General features: G+C 65.2%; 15 protein-coding genes and 1 pseudogene. All 16 read right to left on the reverse strand.

The window, feature by feature from the left end; genetic code table 11:
- Nucleotides 1–5: 5 nt before the first annotated feature.
- The 16 genes and pseudogenes from X728_RS145090 to X728_RS145025 all read right to left on the reverse strand — a co-directional run bounded on the left by X728_RS145090 (nt 6) and on the right by X728_RS145025 (nt 16330).
- Complete coding sequence (locus tag X728_RS145090) at nt 6–1745, reverse strand: VirD2 family relaxase/mobilization nuclease (RefSeq protein ID WP_023832371.1); 1740 nt, start codon at nt 1743–1745, stop codon at nt 6–8.
- A 244-nt stretch (nt 1746–1989) separates the two neighbouring features.
- Nucleotides 1990–2763, reverse strand: a complete 774-nt coding sequence (locus X728_RS145085) for a lytic transglycosylase domain-containing protein (RefSeq protein ID WP_023715505.1) — start codon at nt 2761–2763, stop codon at nt 1990–1992.
- A 3-nt stretch (nt 2764–2766) separates the two neighbouring features.
- Nucleotides 2767–3102, reverse strand: a complete 336-nt coding sequence (locus tag X728_RS145080; RefSeq protein ID WP_023715504.1) for a DUF736 domain-containing protein — start codon at nt 3100–3102, stop codon at nt 2767–2769.
- A 69-nt stretch (nt 3103–3171) separates the two neighbouring features.
- Nucleotides 3172–3717, reverse strand: coding sequence for a S26 family signal peptidase (locus X728_RS145075; protein ID WP_023832372.1), 546 nt, complete (start codon nt 3715–3717; stop codon nt 3172–3174).
- Nucleotides 3714–4235, reverse strand: a complete 522-nt coding sequence (locus X728_RS145070) for a DUF2840 domain-containing protein (RefSeq protein WP_023832373.1) — start codon at nt 4233–4235, stop codon at nt 3714–3716. Before X728_RS145070 ends, X728_RS145075 begins: the two co-directional genes overlap by 4 nt.
- Complete coding sequence (locus X728_RS145065) at nt 4232–4474, reverse strand: hypothetical protein (RefSeq protein WP_023822855.1); 243 nt, start codon at nt 4472–4474, stop codon at nt 4232–4234. The genes X728_RS145070 and X728_RS145065 overlap by 4 nt, the downstream gene beginning before the upstream one ends.
- Entirely contained in the window at nt 4471–5631 is a 1161-nt protein-coding gene (locus tag X728_RS145060; protein ID WP_023832374.1) for a replication initiator protein A, read from the reverse strand. The genes X728_RS145065 and X728_RS145060 overlap by 4 nt, the downstream gene beginning before the upstream one ends.
- Nucleotides 5632–5649: 18 nt before the next feature.
- Nucleotides 5650–5931 carry a helix-turn-helix domain-containing protein gene (locus tag X728_RS145055; RefSeq protein WP_023822857.1) on the reverse strand — a complete coding sequence of 94 codons (282 nt, stop codon included), beginning with the start codon at nt 5929–5931 and terminating at the stop codon, nt 5650–5652.
- A gap of 141 nt (nt 5932–6072) precedes the next feature.
- The gene (locus X728_RS1000000169295; protein WP_245266189.1) at nt 6073–6618 is read right to left on the reverse strand and encodes a DUF2285 domain-containing protein; all 546 of its coding nucleotides are present in this window, start codon (nt 6616–6618) and stop codon (nt 6073–6075) included.
- Between the two features lie 16 nt (nt 6619–6634).
- Nucleotides 6635–6838, reverse strand: a complete 204-nt coding sequence (locus tag X728_RS1000000171745; RefSeq protein ID WP_245266190.1) for a DUF6499 domain-containing protein — start codon at nt 6836–6838, stop codon at nt 6635–6637.
- Nucleotides 6839–6969: 131 nt separating this feature from the next.
- Complete coding sequence (locus X728_RS145050; RefSeq protein ID WP_023715497.1) at nt 6970–7230, reverse strand: DUF2285 domain-containing protein; 261 nt, start codon at nt 7228–7230, stop codon at nt 6970–6972.
- Between the two features lie 174 nt (nt 7231–7404).
- A complete protein-coding gene (locus tag X728_RS145045; protein WP_023731557.1) occupies nt 7405–7731 on the reverse strand; it encodes a DUF736 domain-containing protein in 327 nt (108 codons plus the stop codon).
- Between the two features lie 609 nt (nt 7732–8340).
- Nucleotides 8341–8782 (reverse strand): annotated as a pseudogene (locus X728_RS01000000167030) (hypothetical protein).
- A 929-nt stretch (nt 8783–9711) separates the two neighbouring features.
- Nucleotides 9712–10629: a DUF2493 domain-containing protein gene (locus X728_RS145035; protein ID WP_023832377.1), complete on the reverse strand. Its 918-nt coding sequence runs from the start codon at nt 10627–10629 to the stop codon at nt 9712–9714.
- Between the two features lie 341 nt (nt 10630–10970).
- Complete coding sequence (locus X728_RS145030) at nt 10971–12005, reverse strand: toprim domain-containing protein (protein ID WP_023832378.1); 1035 nt, start codon at nt 12003–12005, stop codon at nt 10971–10973.
- Entirely contained in the window at nt 12005–16330 is a 4326-nt protein-coding gene (locus tag X728_RS145025; protein ID WP_023832379.1) for a strawberry notch family protein, read from the reverse strand. Before X728_RS145025 ends, X728_RS145030 begins: the two co-directional genes overlap by 1 nt.
- Nucleotides 16331–16366: the final 36 nt, after the last annotated feature.

The raw sequence follows: 16366 nt of genomic DNA on the forward strand, positions 1-16366 counted from the left end.
ATGGGTTAGAGACCGAGGCTTCGCTTGCGTGCGAAGCTCCAGTCGATGCCGCCGTCATCGCGAGCGATGCCCGAGACGTGGCGGCCAAAATGCTTTTCGAGAGACGGCGTCCAGGGCACCAGTTGGAAACCGAGGCCGTCATCGATCATGGCGAAGCGGCCCGACGCGAGCGTGAAGCGCTGCCGGCAGGAACCGGCCACAAACTCGCCGCTGCGGACGCGGTTGAAAGGCTGGCCGGTTTCGGCCGAGAGCTTTTCGCCGAGCGCATCCAACTCGCGGCGACGCAGCGTGTCGATCAGGTTGCGAGTGAAGGTTGTGCGTTGGCCATGCCGCTCGCCGAGGCCATGTTGGACGAGGTGGTCGGCACGGCGCTGCATTGCCTGCCGTACCTCGGCGCCGAAACCGGATTCCGACAGCGCAATCGGTTCGCGGGCAATATTCTGACGGTCAAGCCAGGTCGCGCCGGCGGCGGTGACCTGCCGCTCAATATCGAGATCGGAACGGACAGCGAGTGCTGCGCGCCCATGTCCCTGCGCGTCATGGAACTTGCGCAGCTCAACGATGGAACCCGGAGCGCTGTCGCCGGCGGCATCGAGATCGGACAGCTTGATGTGATGGGTGCGGCCGTCGGTGCCATCGACCACGGCGTAGGCACTGCCCTTCAACTCGTCATCGAGACCGCGGTCGACCAGCCGACCGACGATCGGCGTGTCGAGGCGCTCCGCCGCCAGCACATAGGTCGCCGAGCCGCGCTCGATGCCCTGCTCTGTCAGGGCGCGGTGCATCCGCTTGATGATGTCACCGCGCTCGCCAAGCTCGCGCAGCGTTGCCTCGGCCTTGTCGTCGATCATCCATTGGCCCGGGCCGACCTGTTCGGCAAGGCCAAGGGTTTCGAGCTTGCGCACCCGCCCGACCTTCAGCACGTGAAACTCATCGGGCTGAGCGTTCGCCGGGGACCCAAGATCGACAACGCCTGTGTCGCGGCCGTCGCGAACAAGCTGCCGGTCAAGCTGGGTCCAGCGTTCGGCTTCGACCTGGCGCTGCAGATTGCGATGGATGTCGAGATCGGTGCGCGGGCCGAGCTCCTGGGTAACAAGATCGGCCGCGCGGGCGCGCATCCCCTCCTTGATGTAATCGCGCGAGATCACAAGATCCTGCCCGTCATCAGTCTGGCCGCGCAGGATGATGTGAAGGTGCGGATTGTCCGTGTTCCAGTGATCGACGCCAGCCCAATCCAGTTTTGTGCCGAGGTCCTTTTCCATCTGGCCCATCAGATCGCGGGCGAAGGATTTGAGGTCCGCCATGTCGACGGCATCTTCGGGCGAGACGATGAAGCGGAAGTGGTGCCGATCATCGCTGCACCGCTCGGCAAAAGCACCGCCATCCACCTCCCCGGCCTCCGGCCCGAACAGCCTGGCCTTCTCCCCGTCACGGGTGACGCCCTCGCGGCGCAGATAGGTGAGATGGGCGGCAAGCGGCGCGGCGCGCGCGTGATGGCGCACCAGCCGCGTCTTGATGATCACGGTTCGCGAGCGGCCGGTGAGGAGACGATTGGCGCGCACGCTCGCCGAGCGGCCACGCCCGAAGGTCGAGCGATTACCGGGACTGATCCGGCCGGAGCGGGAGATACGGGCGCCCGCCTTCTGGGCGGCGGCAAGCGCCTGCGCGATGAAGGGCCTGGCGCGCTGGGTGCCTGACGAGCGGATGCGGCCGGGGCGGATTCGAAGATCGTCCTCGCCAGTCATCTAAAGAGTTCCGCACATCGTGCCAAGGCACAGAAATCACACGCAAATCGTTGTTCGAGCGCGGTGCGCCAGATATTCGCACCTCGCGGAAATCCTGCATAACCTATTGAAACAACACAACCGACCGACGCCGCACCTCGCGGCCTTTTATCTCGCCATCTTCCGGTTGTTCTGCCCACCTTCCGCCTCCATCCACGCCACGGTGCGCGGGAGCATGCGGTTGCGCGAAAACGCCCATGCGCGCTCATGGCTGGATCCTGTCGCCGGCTCGCGCGACGAAGAGGCCTTCGGACAGCGGCACGATGGCGGATACATCGCGCAAGGTGGGCGCAGAGCTCGCGTCATTTGGTGGTCGCTCAGTTGGCACCCGAGCGACAGCTTGTTTGCGATCCGGCTGACCGACGAACAGCGAGCCGCGCTTCCAGGGAATGGCCTCGACAGACGTAACGGCGAAAGGGCGCATACCCTCGCTTTCACCGATCAGGGGCGCAAATGCGGCGACATAGGCGCGGGTCTCGGCCGGTAACGGACGCCCAGTGAGGTAGGCCTGGTAGCGTGCAGGTCCCGCATTGTAGGCGGCCAGAAATCCCGGAGAGCCGAAGCGATCGTGCAGTTCGCGCAGGTACGCCGTTCCAGCCAGGATATTGTCCCGGGCATCGAATGGATCGTGGCCGAGCGACCAGCGGGCGCGCAGTTCATCCCATGTGCCGGGCATGATCTGCATCAAGCCGCGGGCGCCTGCGCTGGACACGGCGCGCACAGCCCCCGCACTTTCCTTGCGCATGATGGCGCGTATCAACGCGGTCGGAACGCCGAAGCGGCGCGAGGCTTCTGCGATATGCGCGCCGAACGGATCGCGTTGCGACGATCGTGTGAGAGGTGTTTCCTGCGCCAAGGTCGCCGCCGGCATGACGGTCGCAACGGACAGGCCGCAAAGGAGGAGCAGAGCCATGCGCCGGGCAGCGCGAAGCGGCCCGGGCGCATTGCGATGGCTCGTCGACGGACGGCGAGCGCGCATCGTTCAATCCTTCTCGCTACGGTCGCGCGGGCGCGCCCAGTGCAGCGACCAGGACGTCTTGTCGTCGCCATTGCGAAAGAGGTTGGCGCGTATCGGCTGCGCGAAGGTCGGGTCGTCGAGCTGGATCGAGACATAGTCTCCGGCCTTTTCGCTGGAGCGTTTCCAGCCGGCGCCGATCTCGGGGCCGTCCTCGCTTGCGGCGTGAACGCGATAGTCAGGCGCATTCTCCGTTTCGCTCGCCTCTGCCGCCACAATGGCGATATCCAGGTTGAGACTGAGCGTGTGGATGCGCCCGCGATAGCCAGTCTTCTGGCGCGTGAATTCCCCGATCTGTTGCATGTCTGGCTCCTGTTTTCAGTTGTGCGGTGATGAAGACTGGCGGCACGACGCGCGCCGCCGGTCGCGCGCTCACCGCGTGGGCGCGCGCCATTCGAAGCGGCCGTTGCCGTCCTCGTCGGTCCACAGCGGGACGGCGCGGCCGATGATCTGGGCGGTGGAAGTGGGGCCGAAGTAGCGGCCGTCGAAGCTGTCGCGGACATGCCGGTTCATCAGGAAGACTTCGCCGCTCGCGATGCGGCGGCAACCCTGCCAGACCGGCAGGTCACGGCCGGCCCGGTCACGCGTCAACGCCATCCCCGCCTCGATACCATCGACAGTGATGGTGAGGTTCAAGCGACAGACCCATTGCCCGGCAACGCCAAGGATGCGCTTCAGGAGTGGCACGCCCCTCGGCAGATAGCCGCGATCGGCGAGGAACGCCGCGAGCGGCTCAGGCACGTCGACGGCCACAAGATCGGTGACCTCGAAGGGTCCGTCGAAGTCGATCGTGTAGAAGCCGATCGGTGCGCTGGCTGACGCATTCCAGATGAGCTTCGCGGGCATCGAAGTGAGGCCGGGATGACCGACGCCCATGGTTGCGATAACGCTGGCTAAGATGATCCCGGCGCGCGTCACGGCTCGGTCCGCTTGCGCAGCAGGAAGGCACGATGTTGGTCGAGTGTGTAGCTGCGCGGCGCATGGCCGGCGGTTATCCGGTTGTGGATGTGCCGCCAATGATCGGGCGACACCGACTCAGGCTCGATGCCGAGGCGCTGAATGGCGTCAATCGCCTGCAGCACGCGTTCGACCTTGGGCCAGCTCTCGACCTTCAGCAGGATGTCGCCGCCGGGTCGCACGAAGGGCAGCGTCTGATAGGCTTCGCCAGACGCGACCGCACGCACGATATCGATGCGTGAGAAGATCGTTCCGAAGTCGTTCGCGGCCCAGCGCACGAACGCGAAGACCGTGCCGGGGCGAAAGGACAGGATGCGCCGGCGACGATCAACGATCTGTTCGCGGGCGTGCGTGCCGAAAAGGATCCAGTTCTCCTGTCTCTTCGCGACCCAGGTCAGTTCGACATGGACGAGATCGTCGCGAGCGTGGTGCGTGGCCGGGAACGCGTCGCGCATGCGGGGAGCCGCGATGCCAGTCATTTCGGTTCTCCTGATGTGGTGGGAAATTCGCGCGCGAGCCTCGCGCGCAGCGTGTCGGCGACGCTGATGTCGTGCTGGAGAGCGGCGATGCGGTCGCGCTCCTGAGTCGTCAGCTCGGTGGTCGGGCGCACGACGAAAATCGCGAACTGATTTCCCTTGGAGGTCAATTCACGGGCGAGATGCAGCGTCAAAGTTGCCTTGCCGACACGGCTCTTTCGATTGAGGGGTGCGGCGCTCATCGGGTGGCTCCCGAGCGCGGATCAAGCGGCGGAGTCGGACCTTCGGAAGCGCTGGTTGCCGTGATGCGACCGCCAGAAACCGATGGCGCATTGGAGGTCTTGTCGGTCTCTATCCCGAGTGCGTCGCTGGTTCGGCGGATCAGCCTCTGCACATTGCGCGCGCGTTCTTCAAAGTTAGAATCTGGGTTAGAGTCTAAGTTAAGGGCGCGATTTCCGCTTTGCTTTCCTAGGGTTAGGCCCCGTTTCGGTTCCTGATAGCACGAGCCTGCGGTTCCCGGTGGCACGATAGGTCCGGTTCCCGATAGCACGAGGCCGTCCACAGGCCTTCCACAGGAGCCGATCCGCTCGAAGGCAAGCAGAACCCGGCCGCCAATCTCCACTTCCAGCGCAAGGGTGTAGCCGGGCAGCGGCTGGCGGCGGATGATGTCGCGCAGCTCGAAGGCAAAGCGCTTGTAGGGCGACAGGCTGCCGGATTTCTGGTGAAGGTGACGGAAGTCGAAGCGCCAGCCGTCGCGCTGGCGTCCGCCATGCTTGCGCACCAGCCGATAGAGCCAGCGCTCCAGCCCCCCAGTCAGGTCGAAATAGGCCCGATTGATCGTCAGCACGAGCGCGTCATCGAGGACCGCCCGGTAGAACCAGTCGGGGACGATCAACTCGATCCCCGCGGGCTTGCCATGGCGGTCGATGCGCTCCTGCCACTCATTGATCCAAGAGAAGCGGTGACGCCGGCCTTCGGCGGGCTGACGAATTGTCGTCGAGACGGTGGTCGACTGCAGTCGATCAAGCCCCGCCTTCAGGCGCTGATAGTCGCGCAGGCTCTTGCCGCGGCCGACGAAGGTAAGGATCTCATAGGGCGTTGCGGCCATAAGGCGCGAGGTGCGAAGCCCGGTGTCACGGGCCTCGACGATCTGGCTCGCGGCCCAGATCAGGATGTCGGCGTCCCAGATGGTCGCCATGCCATGATCGGGTACGGCCTCGACCCGGATCGTGACGTCGCCGGCGGCAAAATCGATCGGGGTGATGCGATGGGTCTTGGAAAGTGAGAAGAACGGATAGGCCATGAGATCCTGCGCGTCTCGTGGGGCGAAGTCGCCAGGCAGCGCCCGGAAAAGGTCGAGCTGCCCGCGGTCCGAAAGGGATTGGTTTCGCGCCACCATCTGGAAATCCGCGCGCGGTCAGCGTGCGTATCGTCCGCCATGCGCCGGCAGCGTCGGTGTATGACGCTTCGCGGGCAGGACCGACCCACGCGGATCGGATGTCGAAGTGACAGCGCCGCGTTCGGCCCAGGCCTGAAGGTCGTCGACGGCATAGACGACGCGGCCGCCGAGCTTTCGGTAGGAAGGACCAGTGCCATAGGTCCGGTGCTTTTCCAGCGTGCGGGCGGACAGGCTGAGGAAATCCGCGGCTTCCTTGGTGCGCAGGAAGCGCGGCGGCAAAACGGCGATATCGGGTCGCATGGGTCGAACCTCCGTGGGGTTTTGGGCAGCCGCTGGCGTTCAGCGGTGGACGGAGACCACGGTGGCGGAGAGTAAGCATCGTCAGGGATGGGGAAATTGAGGGGGGTTAAAACTCCACCCCTTTTGCGCGGCCAGACCCCGCTAGGATCGGCGGCGATGACGCAGGATTTGCAAATAGCCGCCGCCGATCATGGCGGTGGCGCCTTCGACGAGACCGATCACCGCATCGCGCAGCGCGGAGGTCTTCCAGGGATCAGCGGCGACGCGCTTAAACCCGTAAAGGGCGATGGCAATGTCGCGGTAGCTCGCGCCATTCGAGTGGCCGTCAGCGGCCTGCATCATCAGACGAAAGCGGCGTCGCTGCTGCGGGGTCATCCGCGTGTCCGAAGGTGTGGGGCGTCCCAGCAAGGAACGCCAGAAGCGGGTGAGTGCTTCGATCCGTCCCAACGTTTCCTCGTCCAGGGGAATCAAGGCTGCCAGAGGGCTGTGCGGGTCACTGCCGGGCAGAAGGAGAAGTTGAGTGACAACACCTGCACTATGGACAAAGTGGTGCCCTTCCGGGCTGTCGTGGACCACGCCCAGGCCGGTCAACGGCGCCGATCGCAAGGACGACAGGAATTCCGGCGCCGGCACGAGAGAAACCACAGCTGGATCGACGTCAGGCGACCACAGAACGTCTTGCGCCAAGGCGGACAAATCCGGCCTAGCCGGGAAATCGCAACCCCCACAGCCGCTGTGCCTCAGGCCGGAATGGTGCTTTCTCGGCTCTTGTGGTCAGGAGCGCTCGGTAGTGCCGTTGATAGGGTTCGTGACGTCGCAGACACTCCCAGGCGAGCCCTTCGATTGGTAAAGTATCGAAATAATCGTAGCTGTCATTGTCTCGCCAATGCGACGTATCCGGCCTCATCCAAGAGCTCCTCGCAAACGCGTAGACCCCGCCTCCAAACGATTCCGGGTTGTAGCGATTGGCGGAAGACCCTTGCCGGGCATCGGGTGATGCCACTTCGGCATCACCCGCGAACCGCAGGCGCTGTGGTGCTAGTTGCCGGGTCGACGCAAGAGATGACGGTAGCCTGCACGCGCCATCCAGCGCGCTCGCGCCAGATGGCTGTCGTGGATGCGCCGGGCGCGTTGTGGCTCCTTCGTCAGATCAATGCCGAAGAGAATTTCGACCACCTCGCGCCAGTCCGCGCCGTCGTCGGCGGCGTCAAGCAGGCGCATATAGAGCTTGACGTGTTCCCGATCGTATTCGGTGAGTTCGTCACTGGTCGGCGCGGTTTCGTCAAACGGCTCGATCATCGCTTGCCTCGTCTTCACCGTGTGAGCCTGCATTTTATAGAAGCAATTTTGCCAGCGGAGGATGGTTGATCAGCATCGGGCGATGCGGTTTCGGCATCGCTCTCGGCTTGGGAGAACCGAACCGGCGTCCGCGGAAGAAGGCCCCGGCCTTCCGGCCGGGGCCTGCGCGGGTCCTTAGTCACCCCGCCGCGCGTTCGGGCGGGACCAGATGAGCGAGAAACCCTCACCTTCCTCGTCGTCGAAGAGGTTGGCGTAGATCGGTGCGTTGAAGCTCGGATCGTCGAGCTTGAGGCCCAGGTAGTCGCGGCCCTCGTTGGAGGTCTTCGACCATGCGGCCCCGATCTCGGCGCGGCCGACCAGCACCCGGTGGCTGGGAGCGTTCTCGCCAGTGGCGCGAGTGTCTGGGACGATGCGCACGTTCTTGGCCTGGACGCTGAGGGTGACGATTTCACCGGTGAATTCGTTCGAGGCGGACTTCTTGAAGGTGCCGATGGTAGCCATTGTAAGTCTCCGTTTTCTGTTCCGAGCCCGCACCATGCGGCCTCGATGGCGATCGGTTGGCCGGAGGCGACCGACGACGCATCGCTTGCGACCGAAGCAAAGCGGAGGACGGCGCAAGAACGGCTTTCTTGTCTCGCGAGGAATGGCGGCGCTCGGGGTCCCAATGCGCTTGCCGCATGGGGTGGGCGCCGGCAGGGGAAGAAAGTCGAGACGCGCCGTTGCGGCTCAGGCGGTCGAGGCTTCAGCCGTCCTTCGGCCAGATCAGCCCATTGAAGAGGCCGTTTGGAGCGCTCTTGGGACAGATTGGCAACGGAGACGTTGGCATGCAACGCGCCTCGGGCAGATCGCTACAGGCTTCACCGCATCGCCCTCGCATTCCAGGCACAGATTCCGCGCACCTGCAACGCCGCCGCCACCGCCCGCTGCCGTCCTGCTACCGACTGGTCGGTCTGCCATGGGCATCGACTGAAGAAAGTCCAAGGCCATAGACGGGGCCGCGCCGGCACGTGGCCGTTGCTCGATTTGCCCTGGAACCCGATTGCTCCAGCCACCGATAATGAGGTGGCTAGGCCTTCCTCGGTCTGGTCCATCCGCCTCGTCCGCGCGGGTCTAGGCGCGAACCACGTTCCTGCCGGATCCGTCGGCGGCTGTCATGCCCACCACCCGGAGATATGCCGTGACGCCGACGACGGCGGTCGCGCCAATGACGGAAAAGACGACCTGCCAGGTTTCCGAAGTCATTATGTGCTTCGCGATGCCGTGGGAGGCATGGCAGCCGGTAACGATCGCAGGCGCGATGAAGACCAGCGTGATCGCCACCTTGGCCCACATGGGGCTGACAACGCCAAGGAGGATTGGCCGACGCCGAGCGTCAACCCGGCTGCGAGGCTTCCGACGAGGATCGCGTCAAGCCTGCCGGCACCGGTGTTGAATGCCCACGTGCCTGCGCTGACCCCGACGAACAACGGAAGGACGAAGATAGCAAGTGAAGAGCAACCAGCACAGGATGCCGATGGCCCGCGGTACAAACGAACATGCCGAGGATCATCATGGTGGTCTCTCCGAGAGAATAGCTCTGGCGATTGCGCCTTCCACCACCACCTCGGCGCAGCGCAGAGCATAGCAACGAAAAGCACCGGCGAGATGCCAAAGCTCTGTTTCGCCAGCGGCAATGTTCGCCCCGTCCTGGGGCGAACGGTCGATTTCGCCGACGATGGCGGTGTCGTCGCCGTCATACTTGTTCGCGGGCACGACCGAGAGAGTGCCGTCGCCGGCAGGAAAGATGACGATGATTACCAGAGGGTGGCGGCGAGGCTGAAGGCAAAGGCATGCGCGTCGGCGAGGGACATCGATCCGGCTCCTGTTTGAAGCGGAGGACCCTCCCCCGCTGACAGGCGCCCGATGTGTTCGGCCGATGGCCGCAATCACCGCGAAGGCGAAGCCGGAGCGGCGGCACGCTTCGCGTAGTCCGACCCCTGGCGGGTTGATGGCGTCAGGCCGTCGGCTGAACCAAGGATGAGCGTCGTATGGCAGGGAGGCGGATCTGGCCCTTTGCTCCTATTTCAGCGGCGACTATCAGCAGGCGGTCATGTGGATCAGGAAATCTCCGGCTTTGTCAAATCCGATCTACCAAGGGTTAGCGCCTTCGCATCCTTTTGAACGTAACCGACACGCGCCGGCCAGCGAGTTTCTCGTCACAGTCTCCGAAGAGTTGTCGGCCCCCAACATTGGCCGAGGACCGTCCGGAACGGCACTTGGCAGCCGAGCGCCGCTATCTGGTTCCGTGCTGGTGGAATGCCGCATTCCACAACGTTCGGCGCCCAATTCTAGGCATATCAATGGCGGATTCTCGAACTAGCGAATGCGATCGTGAATGGCCGCCTTGAGGCGCGAAGCAGCCATCCAGTTGTGAAAGACGTAGACATTGCATAGCTCCGACCAAACCTAGACTGGGATTTGAGCGGGTGAGGAAGGCGGCGCTCACGAGCCGCCGAGCCGATAGACCGGGATGCCGAGCTTGCGGGCCTTGTCCGCGAGGTTCTCCTGAATGCCGGTGCCCGGAAAGATGATGACGCCGATCGGCAAGACCGCCAACATCTGATCGTTGCGCTTGAAGGGAGCGGCCTTGGCATGTTTGCTCCAGTCGGGCTTGAAGGCGACCTGTGGAACCTTGCGATGATCGGCCCAGCGAGCGGCGGTCCTTTCGGCGCCTTTCGGTGATCCGCCGTGCATCAGCACCATGTCAGGGTGCTTGGCGCGGATTTGGTCGAGCTTTGCCCAGATCAACTCGTGATCGGCGGTATCGCCGCCTGAGAAGGCGATCTTGGGGCCGGCGGGTAACATGATTTCGGTTTCCGCGCGCCGCCTGGCCGCGAGGAAGTCGCGGCTATCGATCATTGCGGCGGTGAGATGGTGGTGGTTGACGATCGACCCTGTGCGCGGTCGCCAGGCCGAGCCAGTGTACTGATCGTAGTGGTCGGCGGCCTGGTCACGCATGAGTTCGAAGGCGTCGCGCCGTTCGATCATGGTCTGGCCCTGGGCGGTGAGGTTCTCGAGTTCAACCGCCTTGATCTCGCTGCCGTCCTGTTCGCGCTGCAGTCGGCGCTGGGCCTGCTCGTTGTCGTCCAGTTGCCGCTCGATCCGTTGTACAGCTCGGTGGAAGACATTGGTGACGGACCAGAGCAGGTCATCGAGGTCGGGTTCGAGGCGCGTGTCGGCCAGAGTGGCGATGAGGGCGTCAAAGATGTCGGCCACGGCTCCGGCCACGTGGTCGCCGCCGGGGAGCGGTCGCGGATCGGGCTCGTCCGCAAATGGGCGCCAGCCATAGAGCTGGAGTTCGGTGAGGATGTGATCGGTCGGACAAGCGGCGTGGTGCGGTTCGGTGTCGTGCTCGGCCATGGGATGCTCCCGTCGGTTTGACCGCGACCGTCGCGGCCTTCATGGCGACGAGAGCCCACGGGCAGGTTGGCCAGACACCCGCAGCGAAGCGGAGGGCCGGAGTGCAGCGGAGGATGGCGGTGGCCGGCTATTTTGCCTCGCGATGGAAAGGCGTCGCGACCAATCCCTGCCATTCGCGAGCAGTCGCGCGCCGCCGGAAAATAGTCGGCCGCCGCCATTGCCTGGCCGGCCAGTTCGTAGGCCCGATCGCCCTCTCGAAGGCCGGGTCGCGGCTCTCTGCCGGCGGGTCACTCATCCATGCGCCGCACCGGCACCGTTCGCCGCGCGCTTCCCCTCCCGGCTCATGCCGCCTGTGTCAGATAGCGGATGCGATCTTTGCGCATGAGCTGGTCTGCAATCGAGGCCCGGAAGGCGGCAAGTCCGAAGCGGCCGAGGTCTTCGTTGAAGTCTTGCATCGCCGGCGACAGCACGATTGCCTCGATTCCGGCGTCCGTCGCGCGCTCGAGCAGGCTGTCGCGGGCACCGTCACCGGCCGGATCGTTGTCGCGGATGACATAGAGCCGGCGCAGGGTTGGCGGGAACAGGATGGCGGCTAGATGGGCTGCCGAGAGTGCCGCAGCCATCGCCATATCGGGCAAGGCGCATCTGAGCGACAGCGTCGTCTCAATGCCTTCGCCTGCCGCCATGACGCTGCCGGGTGCACCGAAGCGGACGGCATGACCCAGAAGGTCACCCATTGCGCGACGCGGCGTGTCGACGAGCGCCTTGCCGGTGCCGTCCGGTGCGAGCCAGGTGCGGTGCGCGCCGGTCAAATGTCCATCAAGGTCGGTGACAGCAGCGATCATTGCCGGCAAGGTCTCGGTCCGTCCATGATCGCCGGGCCGGTAGTAGCAGCGCGGATGGAACCGCAGCGATCCGGTGCCGGACAAAGTCGCAATGCCACGTCCACGCAAATAGGTTTCCACGAGGGTGCTTATAATGGGCTTCGACATGGCGACCAGTCGGCGAGCCGCTTCCGGAGATCCAATGGGGACCTGCGTGATCGGCGCGGCCGGTCGGGGTGGCATGGCATCTGGCATAGCGAGAAACAGGCGCGCCTCATCGGCGACGTCCCGGAAGTTGACCAGTCCGAGGGATTCACGGATGACGTCGAGCAGGTCGCCATGCTCGCCGGTAGCGGCGTCGGTCCATTTGCCTGGCGGTCCCTTTGGGGATGGCTGCAGACGCACGAACATCGAGCGGCCCGGCGCATTGCGGACGTCGCCGACGGTCCAATAGTTGCCCTGACGATGGCCGTTGGAGAGGTAGTGGCGGCACACCGCCTCGGCATGTTCGGCGAGGCGGTGTGCGAGGTCGGATGCAGCGTGACGCGTCATCATGCAGCCTCCCGCTCGCTGACCCGCTCGATTGGGAAGCGCTCGAGCACGCGCTCCAGCACGGCGAGCCCGTTGGCGTCGATCGGCACGAACATCCTGAGCTTCCACGAAATGATCTCGTGGAAGAGACCGTAGGCGGTGAGGCGCTGCCGCATCGTGTCGGTGAAGCCCGACAGCTCGATGCGCCACGCGCCCATGACGCGGCTGCCGCGAAGCTGGAGACCCTCGGCGAGATCGAGGATCGTCCGCCCGTCGATCAGCGCCGCGAGCGCCTGCTCGGGCGATAGCGATGCCACGCCCGTCGCCGTGGCGTTGGCGACCCAGGCCGGCGAGACACGGCGGCCAATGATGCGCTCGCCCTCGTCGGTCTGAAGTCGATAAACGCGGGTCGACTCGTTCGGCAGACGCTTCCAGATCGGCAACAACAGGCCCGTCACCATGTGCAGGATGGCATCGGTGAACTCGGGAACCTCGGCGACCTCCGCAGCCCATGCTGCGGCGAAAGCTTCATGGTGGGCCTCGACCCAGCGGGTTTCGCCCATAGCCTTGAGCGGCATGTTCTGGCCTTCCATCGGCCGGACCAGGCGCACCCGCCGCTCGATCTCGCCATCGTCGAGCATGATGCTGGTGGTCGGGATCTGCACGGCGGCGCGGCCAGATTGCTCGTTGATCAGTAATATGGCGCGCGAATCGCGAAGATGATGGAGCGCCGCATCGAGCGTTACTGGCCGATTGCGCTTGCGTTCGGTGATCGTCAGCAGCCGCGTTTCGGCGCCGGTGCGCGGATGGGTGTAGATCACCTGCCGGTCGGTGATGACGAAGCTCTCGGCCCGCAGGGTCTCGAGCCCGGCATCGTAGGTGCCCGACGCGATCGCGCCCTCGATGCGCGCGGCCAGCAGTTGCTCGAAGGCACCGAACAGCACGCCCTGCAATTCGATGGTCAGCGCCAGCAGCCGGTTCAGGAAGGTGGTGATCGGCGGCAGTTCATCCTTGATGCCACTGGCATCCATCAGCTTGAGGCCCGTCGCCGCCTCGAAACGCTCGAGCGAGCAGCCCTCGACCTTGCCGCGTACGATCAGCAGATAGAGTTGCCGTAGCGCATCGCGGGCATAGTGGCTTTCCAGATTGTCCTGTGGCCGGAACAGCCCTTGGCCGCCGGTCTGGCGCTGGCCGCGCGTGATTGCGCCCAGCGTGTCGAGGCGGCGGGCGATCGTCGAGAGGAAGCGCTTTTCGGCTTTCACATTGGTCGAGATCGGCCGGAAGAGCGGCGGCTGCGCCTGATTGGTGCGATGTGTGCGGCCCAGTCCCTGAATGGCGGTGTCGGCCTTCCAGCCGGCCTCTAGCAGGTAGTGGACGCGCAACCGCGTGTTCCGGGCCGACAGTTCGGCGTGGTAACTCCTCCCCGTTCCGCCCGCGTCCGAAAAAACCAGAACGCGCTTCTGGTCATCCATGAAGGCCTGCGTCTCGGCGAGGTTGGCTGACCCGGCACGGTTTTCAACGACAAGGCGCTCGGCCTTGCGGACAATGCGGCGCGAGCGACCGGTGACCTCGGCCACGATGTCCACCCCGAAATGCTGGACGATCTGGTCGAGCGCGCCGGGGACAGGCGTCAAGCTGGCGAGCCTGGCGATCAGCTCGTCGCGCCGGGCGACCGCCTCGCGGCTCTCGACCGACTGGCCGTCGCGATAGACCGGCCGAGACGACAGATTGCCTTCACTGTCGGTGAAGGGCTCGTAGAGCTGCACCGGGAAGGAATGGGCCAGGTAGTCAAGGACATATTCGCGGGGCGTGATGTCGACCCGGACGTCGTTCCATTCCTCGGTCGGCAGTTCGGCCAGCCTCCGTTCCATGAGCGCCTCGCCGGTCGAGACGATCTGGACAACGGCCGCATGCCCCTCCTCCAGATCCCGGGTGATGGAGCGGATCAGGGTCGGCGTCTTCATGCTGGTCAACAAATGACCGAAGAAGCGCTGCTTGGCGCTTTCAAAGGCGCTGCGGGCGGCCGACTTGGCCTGGGCATTGAGCGTGCCGGTGCTGCCGGTGATGTTGGCCGCCTGCATCGCCGCATCGAGATTGTTATGGATGACGCCGAAGGCCCCAGCGTACGCGTCATAGATGCGGACCTGTTCGGGCGTCAGCTCATGCTCGAGCAGTTCGTATTCGACGCCGGAGAATGACAAAGACCGCGCCGTATAGAGACCGAGCGCCCTGAGGTCGCGCGCCAGCACTTCCATAGCCGCGACGCCGCCGCCCTCGATCGCCTCGACGAAGTCCGCCCGCGTCGAGAACGGAAAAAGCTCGCCGCCCCAGAGGCCGAGCCGCTGGGCATAGGCGAGATTGTGAACGGTGGTGGCGCCGGTGGCCGAGACATAAACGATGCGGGCATTCGGCAGCGCGTGCTGCAGCCGCAAGCCAGCACGGCCCTGCTGCGAGGGGGCGGCATCGCCCCGTTCGCTCTTGCCGCCGGCGGCATTCTGGATGGCGTGGGCTTCGTCGAAGATGATGACTCCATCGAAATCCGGACCCAACCATTCGACGATTTGTTTGACCCGCGAAACCTTCTCGCCGCGATCGTCGGCGCGCAGCGTGGCATAGGTGGTGAATAGGATGCCTTCCGGCAGCACGATCGGCCTGCCCTGCCGGAAGCGGGAGAGCGGCGTGACTAGCAAGCGCTCCATGCCGAGCGCGGACCAGTCGCGCCGCGCATCCTCGATGAGCTTGTCGGACTTGGAGATCCAGACCGCCTTACGCCGGCCCCGCATCCAATTGTCTAGGATTACGGCGGCGGACTCGCGGCCCTTGCCTACACCCGTACCGTCGCCGATCATGAAGCCTTGCCGGAAGCGCACGGCCCCCGCTGTGTCATCAGCCGCCGCGCTAACCACGTCAAAGGTATCGTCGAGCGTCCAGGCGCCGGCGAGATACTCGGCGTGAGCCTCGCCGGCATAGATGACGGTCTCGAGCTGCGCGTCCGAGAGCAGGTCAAGGACGTTCTTCGGCAGGCGCGGCCGGTAGCTCGGCTTGGGCGGCGCCACCGAGGCCATGGCCGCCGATTGAACGAGCTGGGTGGGGTGAGCCCGAGAGCCGGGGATGCGGATCGCCTGAAGCCCGTAGGCCTCATAGATGGCGTCGCTGATCTGGCCCCCCTCGGCCGCCTGCCAGTCGACAGCCTCATAGGCGAGGTCGATGGCTTCCGGTTCGGCGATCGACATGCGTGGCGTGGTTCTCCCCGAGCGTGCGAGATAGCTGTGCACGGTGCGGGGCGCGGCGACCTCCGATGCCGCGCTGGAAACGGCGGCCATCACGACCGGCGGCCGCGCGGGAAGGCGCTCCTCAAGCCACGTGAGGAGCGTTGCCGCATCCAGAGCGATGCCGGGAGCATCGGGGAAGAGCGAGGGATCGTCCGCCGGCACCCTGTCGATGACGGTGAGGCGCGTCGGGAAGGTCGTGCCGTGCTTGGCATAGACCGAGCCGTCGATGGCGGCGGAGAAGACCACGCGACCACGCTCCTGCAGCCGGGTGAAGGCCGGGGTCCATGCCGGATTTTCGGGGGCGAAACTCGCCCCGGTGATCGTCACCAGCCGCCCGCCGGGCGCCAGGCGCGCCAGCGCCGAGGCGATGTGCCGCCAGGCCGCGTCGGCCATGCGGCCCTCGACATTGGCCATGACCGAAAAGGGCGGGTTCATCAGCACCACGCTCGGCACGGCGCCAGGATCGAGATGGTCGTCGATCTGGGCGGCGTCGAAGCGGCTGGCGGAGACGGCCGGAAAGAGGCACGAGAGAAGTGCCGCGCGCGTCTCCGCAAGCTCGTTGAGGGTGAGCGACGCGCCGGCTATCTCGGCCAGGATGGCGAGCAGCCCGGTGCCGGCGGAAGGCTCCAGCACACGGTCGGCCGGCGTGATGGCGGCGGCCGTTGCGGCGACCAGGCCGAGCGGAATCGGCGTCGAGAACTGCTGGAAGGTCTGCGCCTCTTCGGATCGGCGGGTATGCGTCGGCATGAGCCCGGCGATCTTCGACAATGCGGAAAGCCGCAGAGCCGGAGACGCGGCTTTGCGGAACAACGCCTTTCCGTACTTGCGCAGAAAAAGGACCGTCGCAGCCTCGCAGGCATCGTAGGCCTGCTTCCAGTCCCAGGCGCCGGCGGCGTCGGAGGCGCCGAATGCGGCTTCCATCGCCGCGCGCAACTTTGGCGCGTCGATGTTGTCGCCGCGCTCGAGATTGGGAAGCAGAAGGCCGGCGGCGGCGAAGATTGCGCCGGCTGCACCGGTTTGGGGGAGAGGAAGCGCGGCTGAGGGGACCGCCACAGCGGGCGAGATCATGTACATGGTGTGAGCCTCGGGAGAGCGGGGACAGGATCGAGC

It is taken from the genome of Mesorhizobium sp. L103C119B0 (genome assembly GCF_000502235.1).
Classification (GTDB): domain Bacteria; phylum Pseudomonadota; class Alphaproteobacteria; order Rhizobiales; family Rhizobiaceae; genus Mesorhizobium.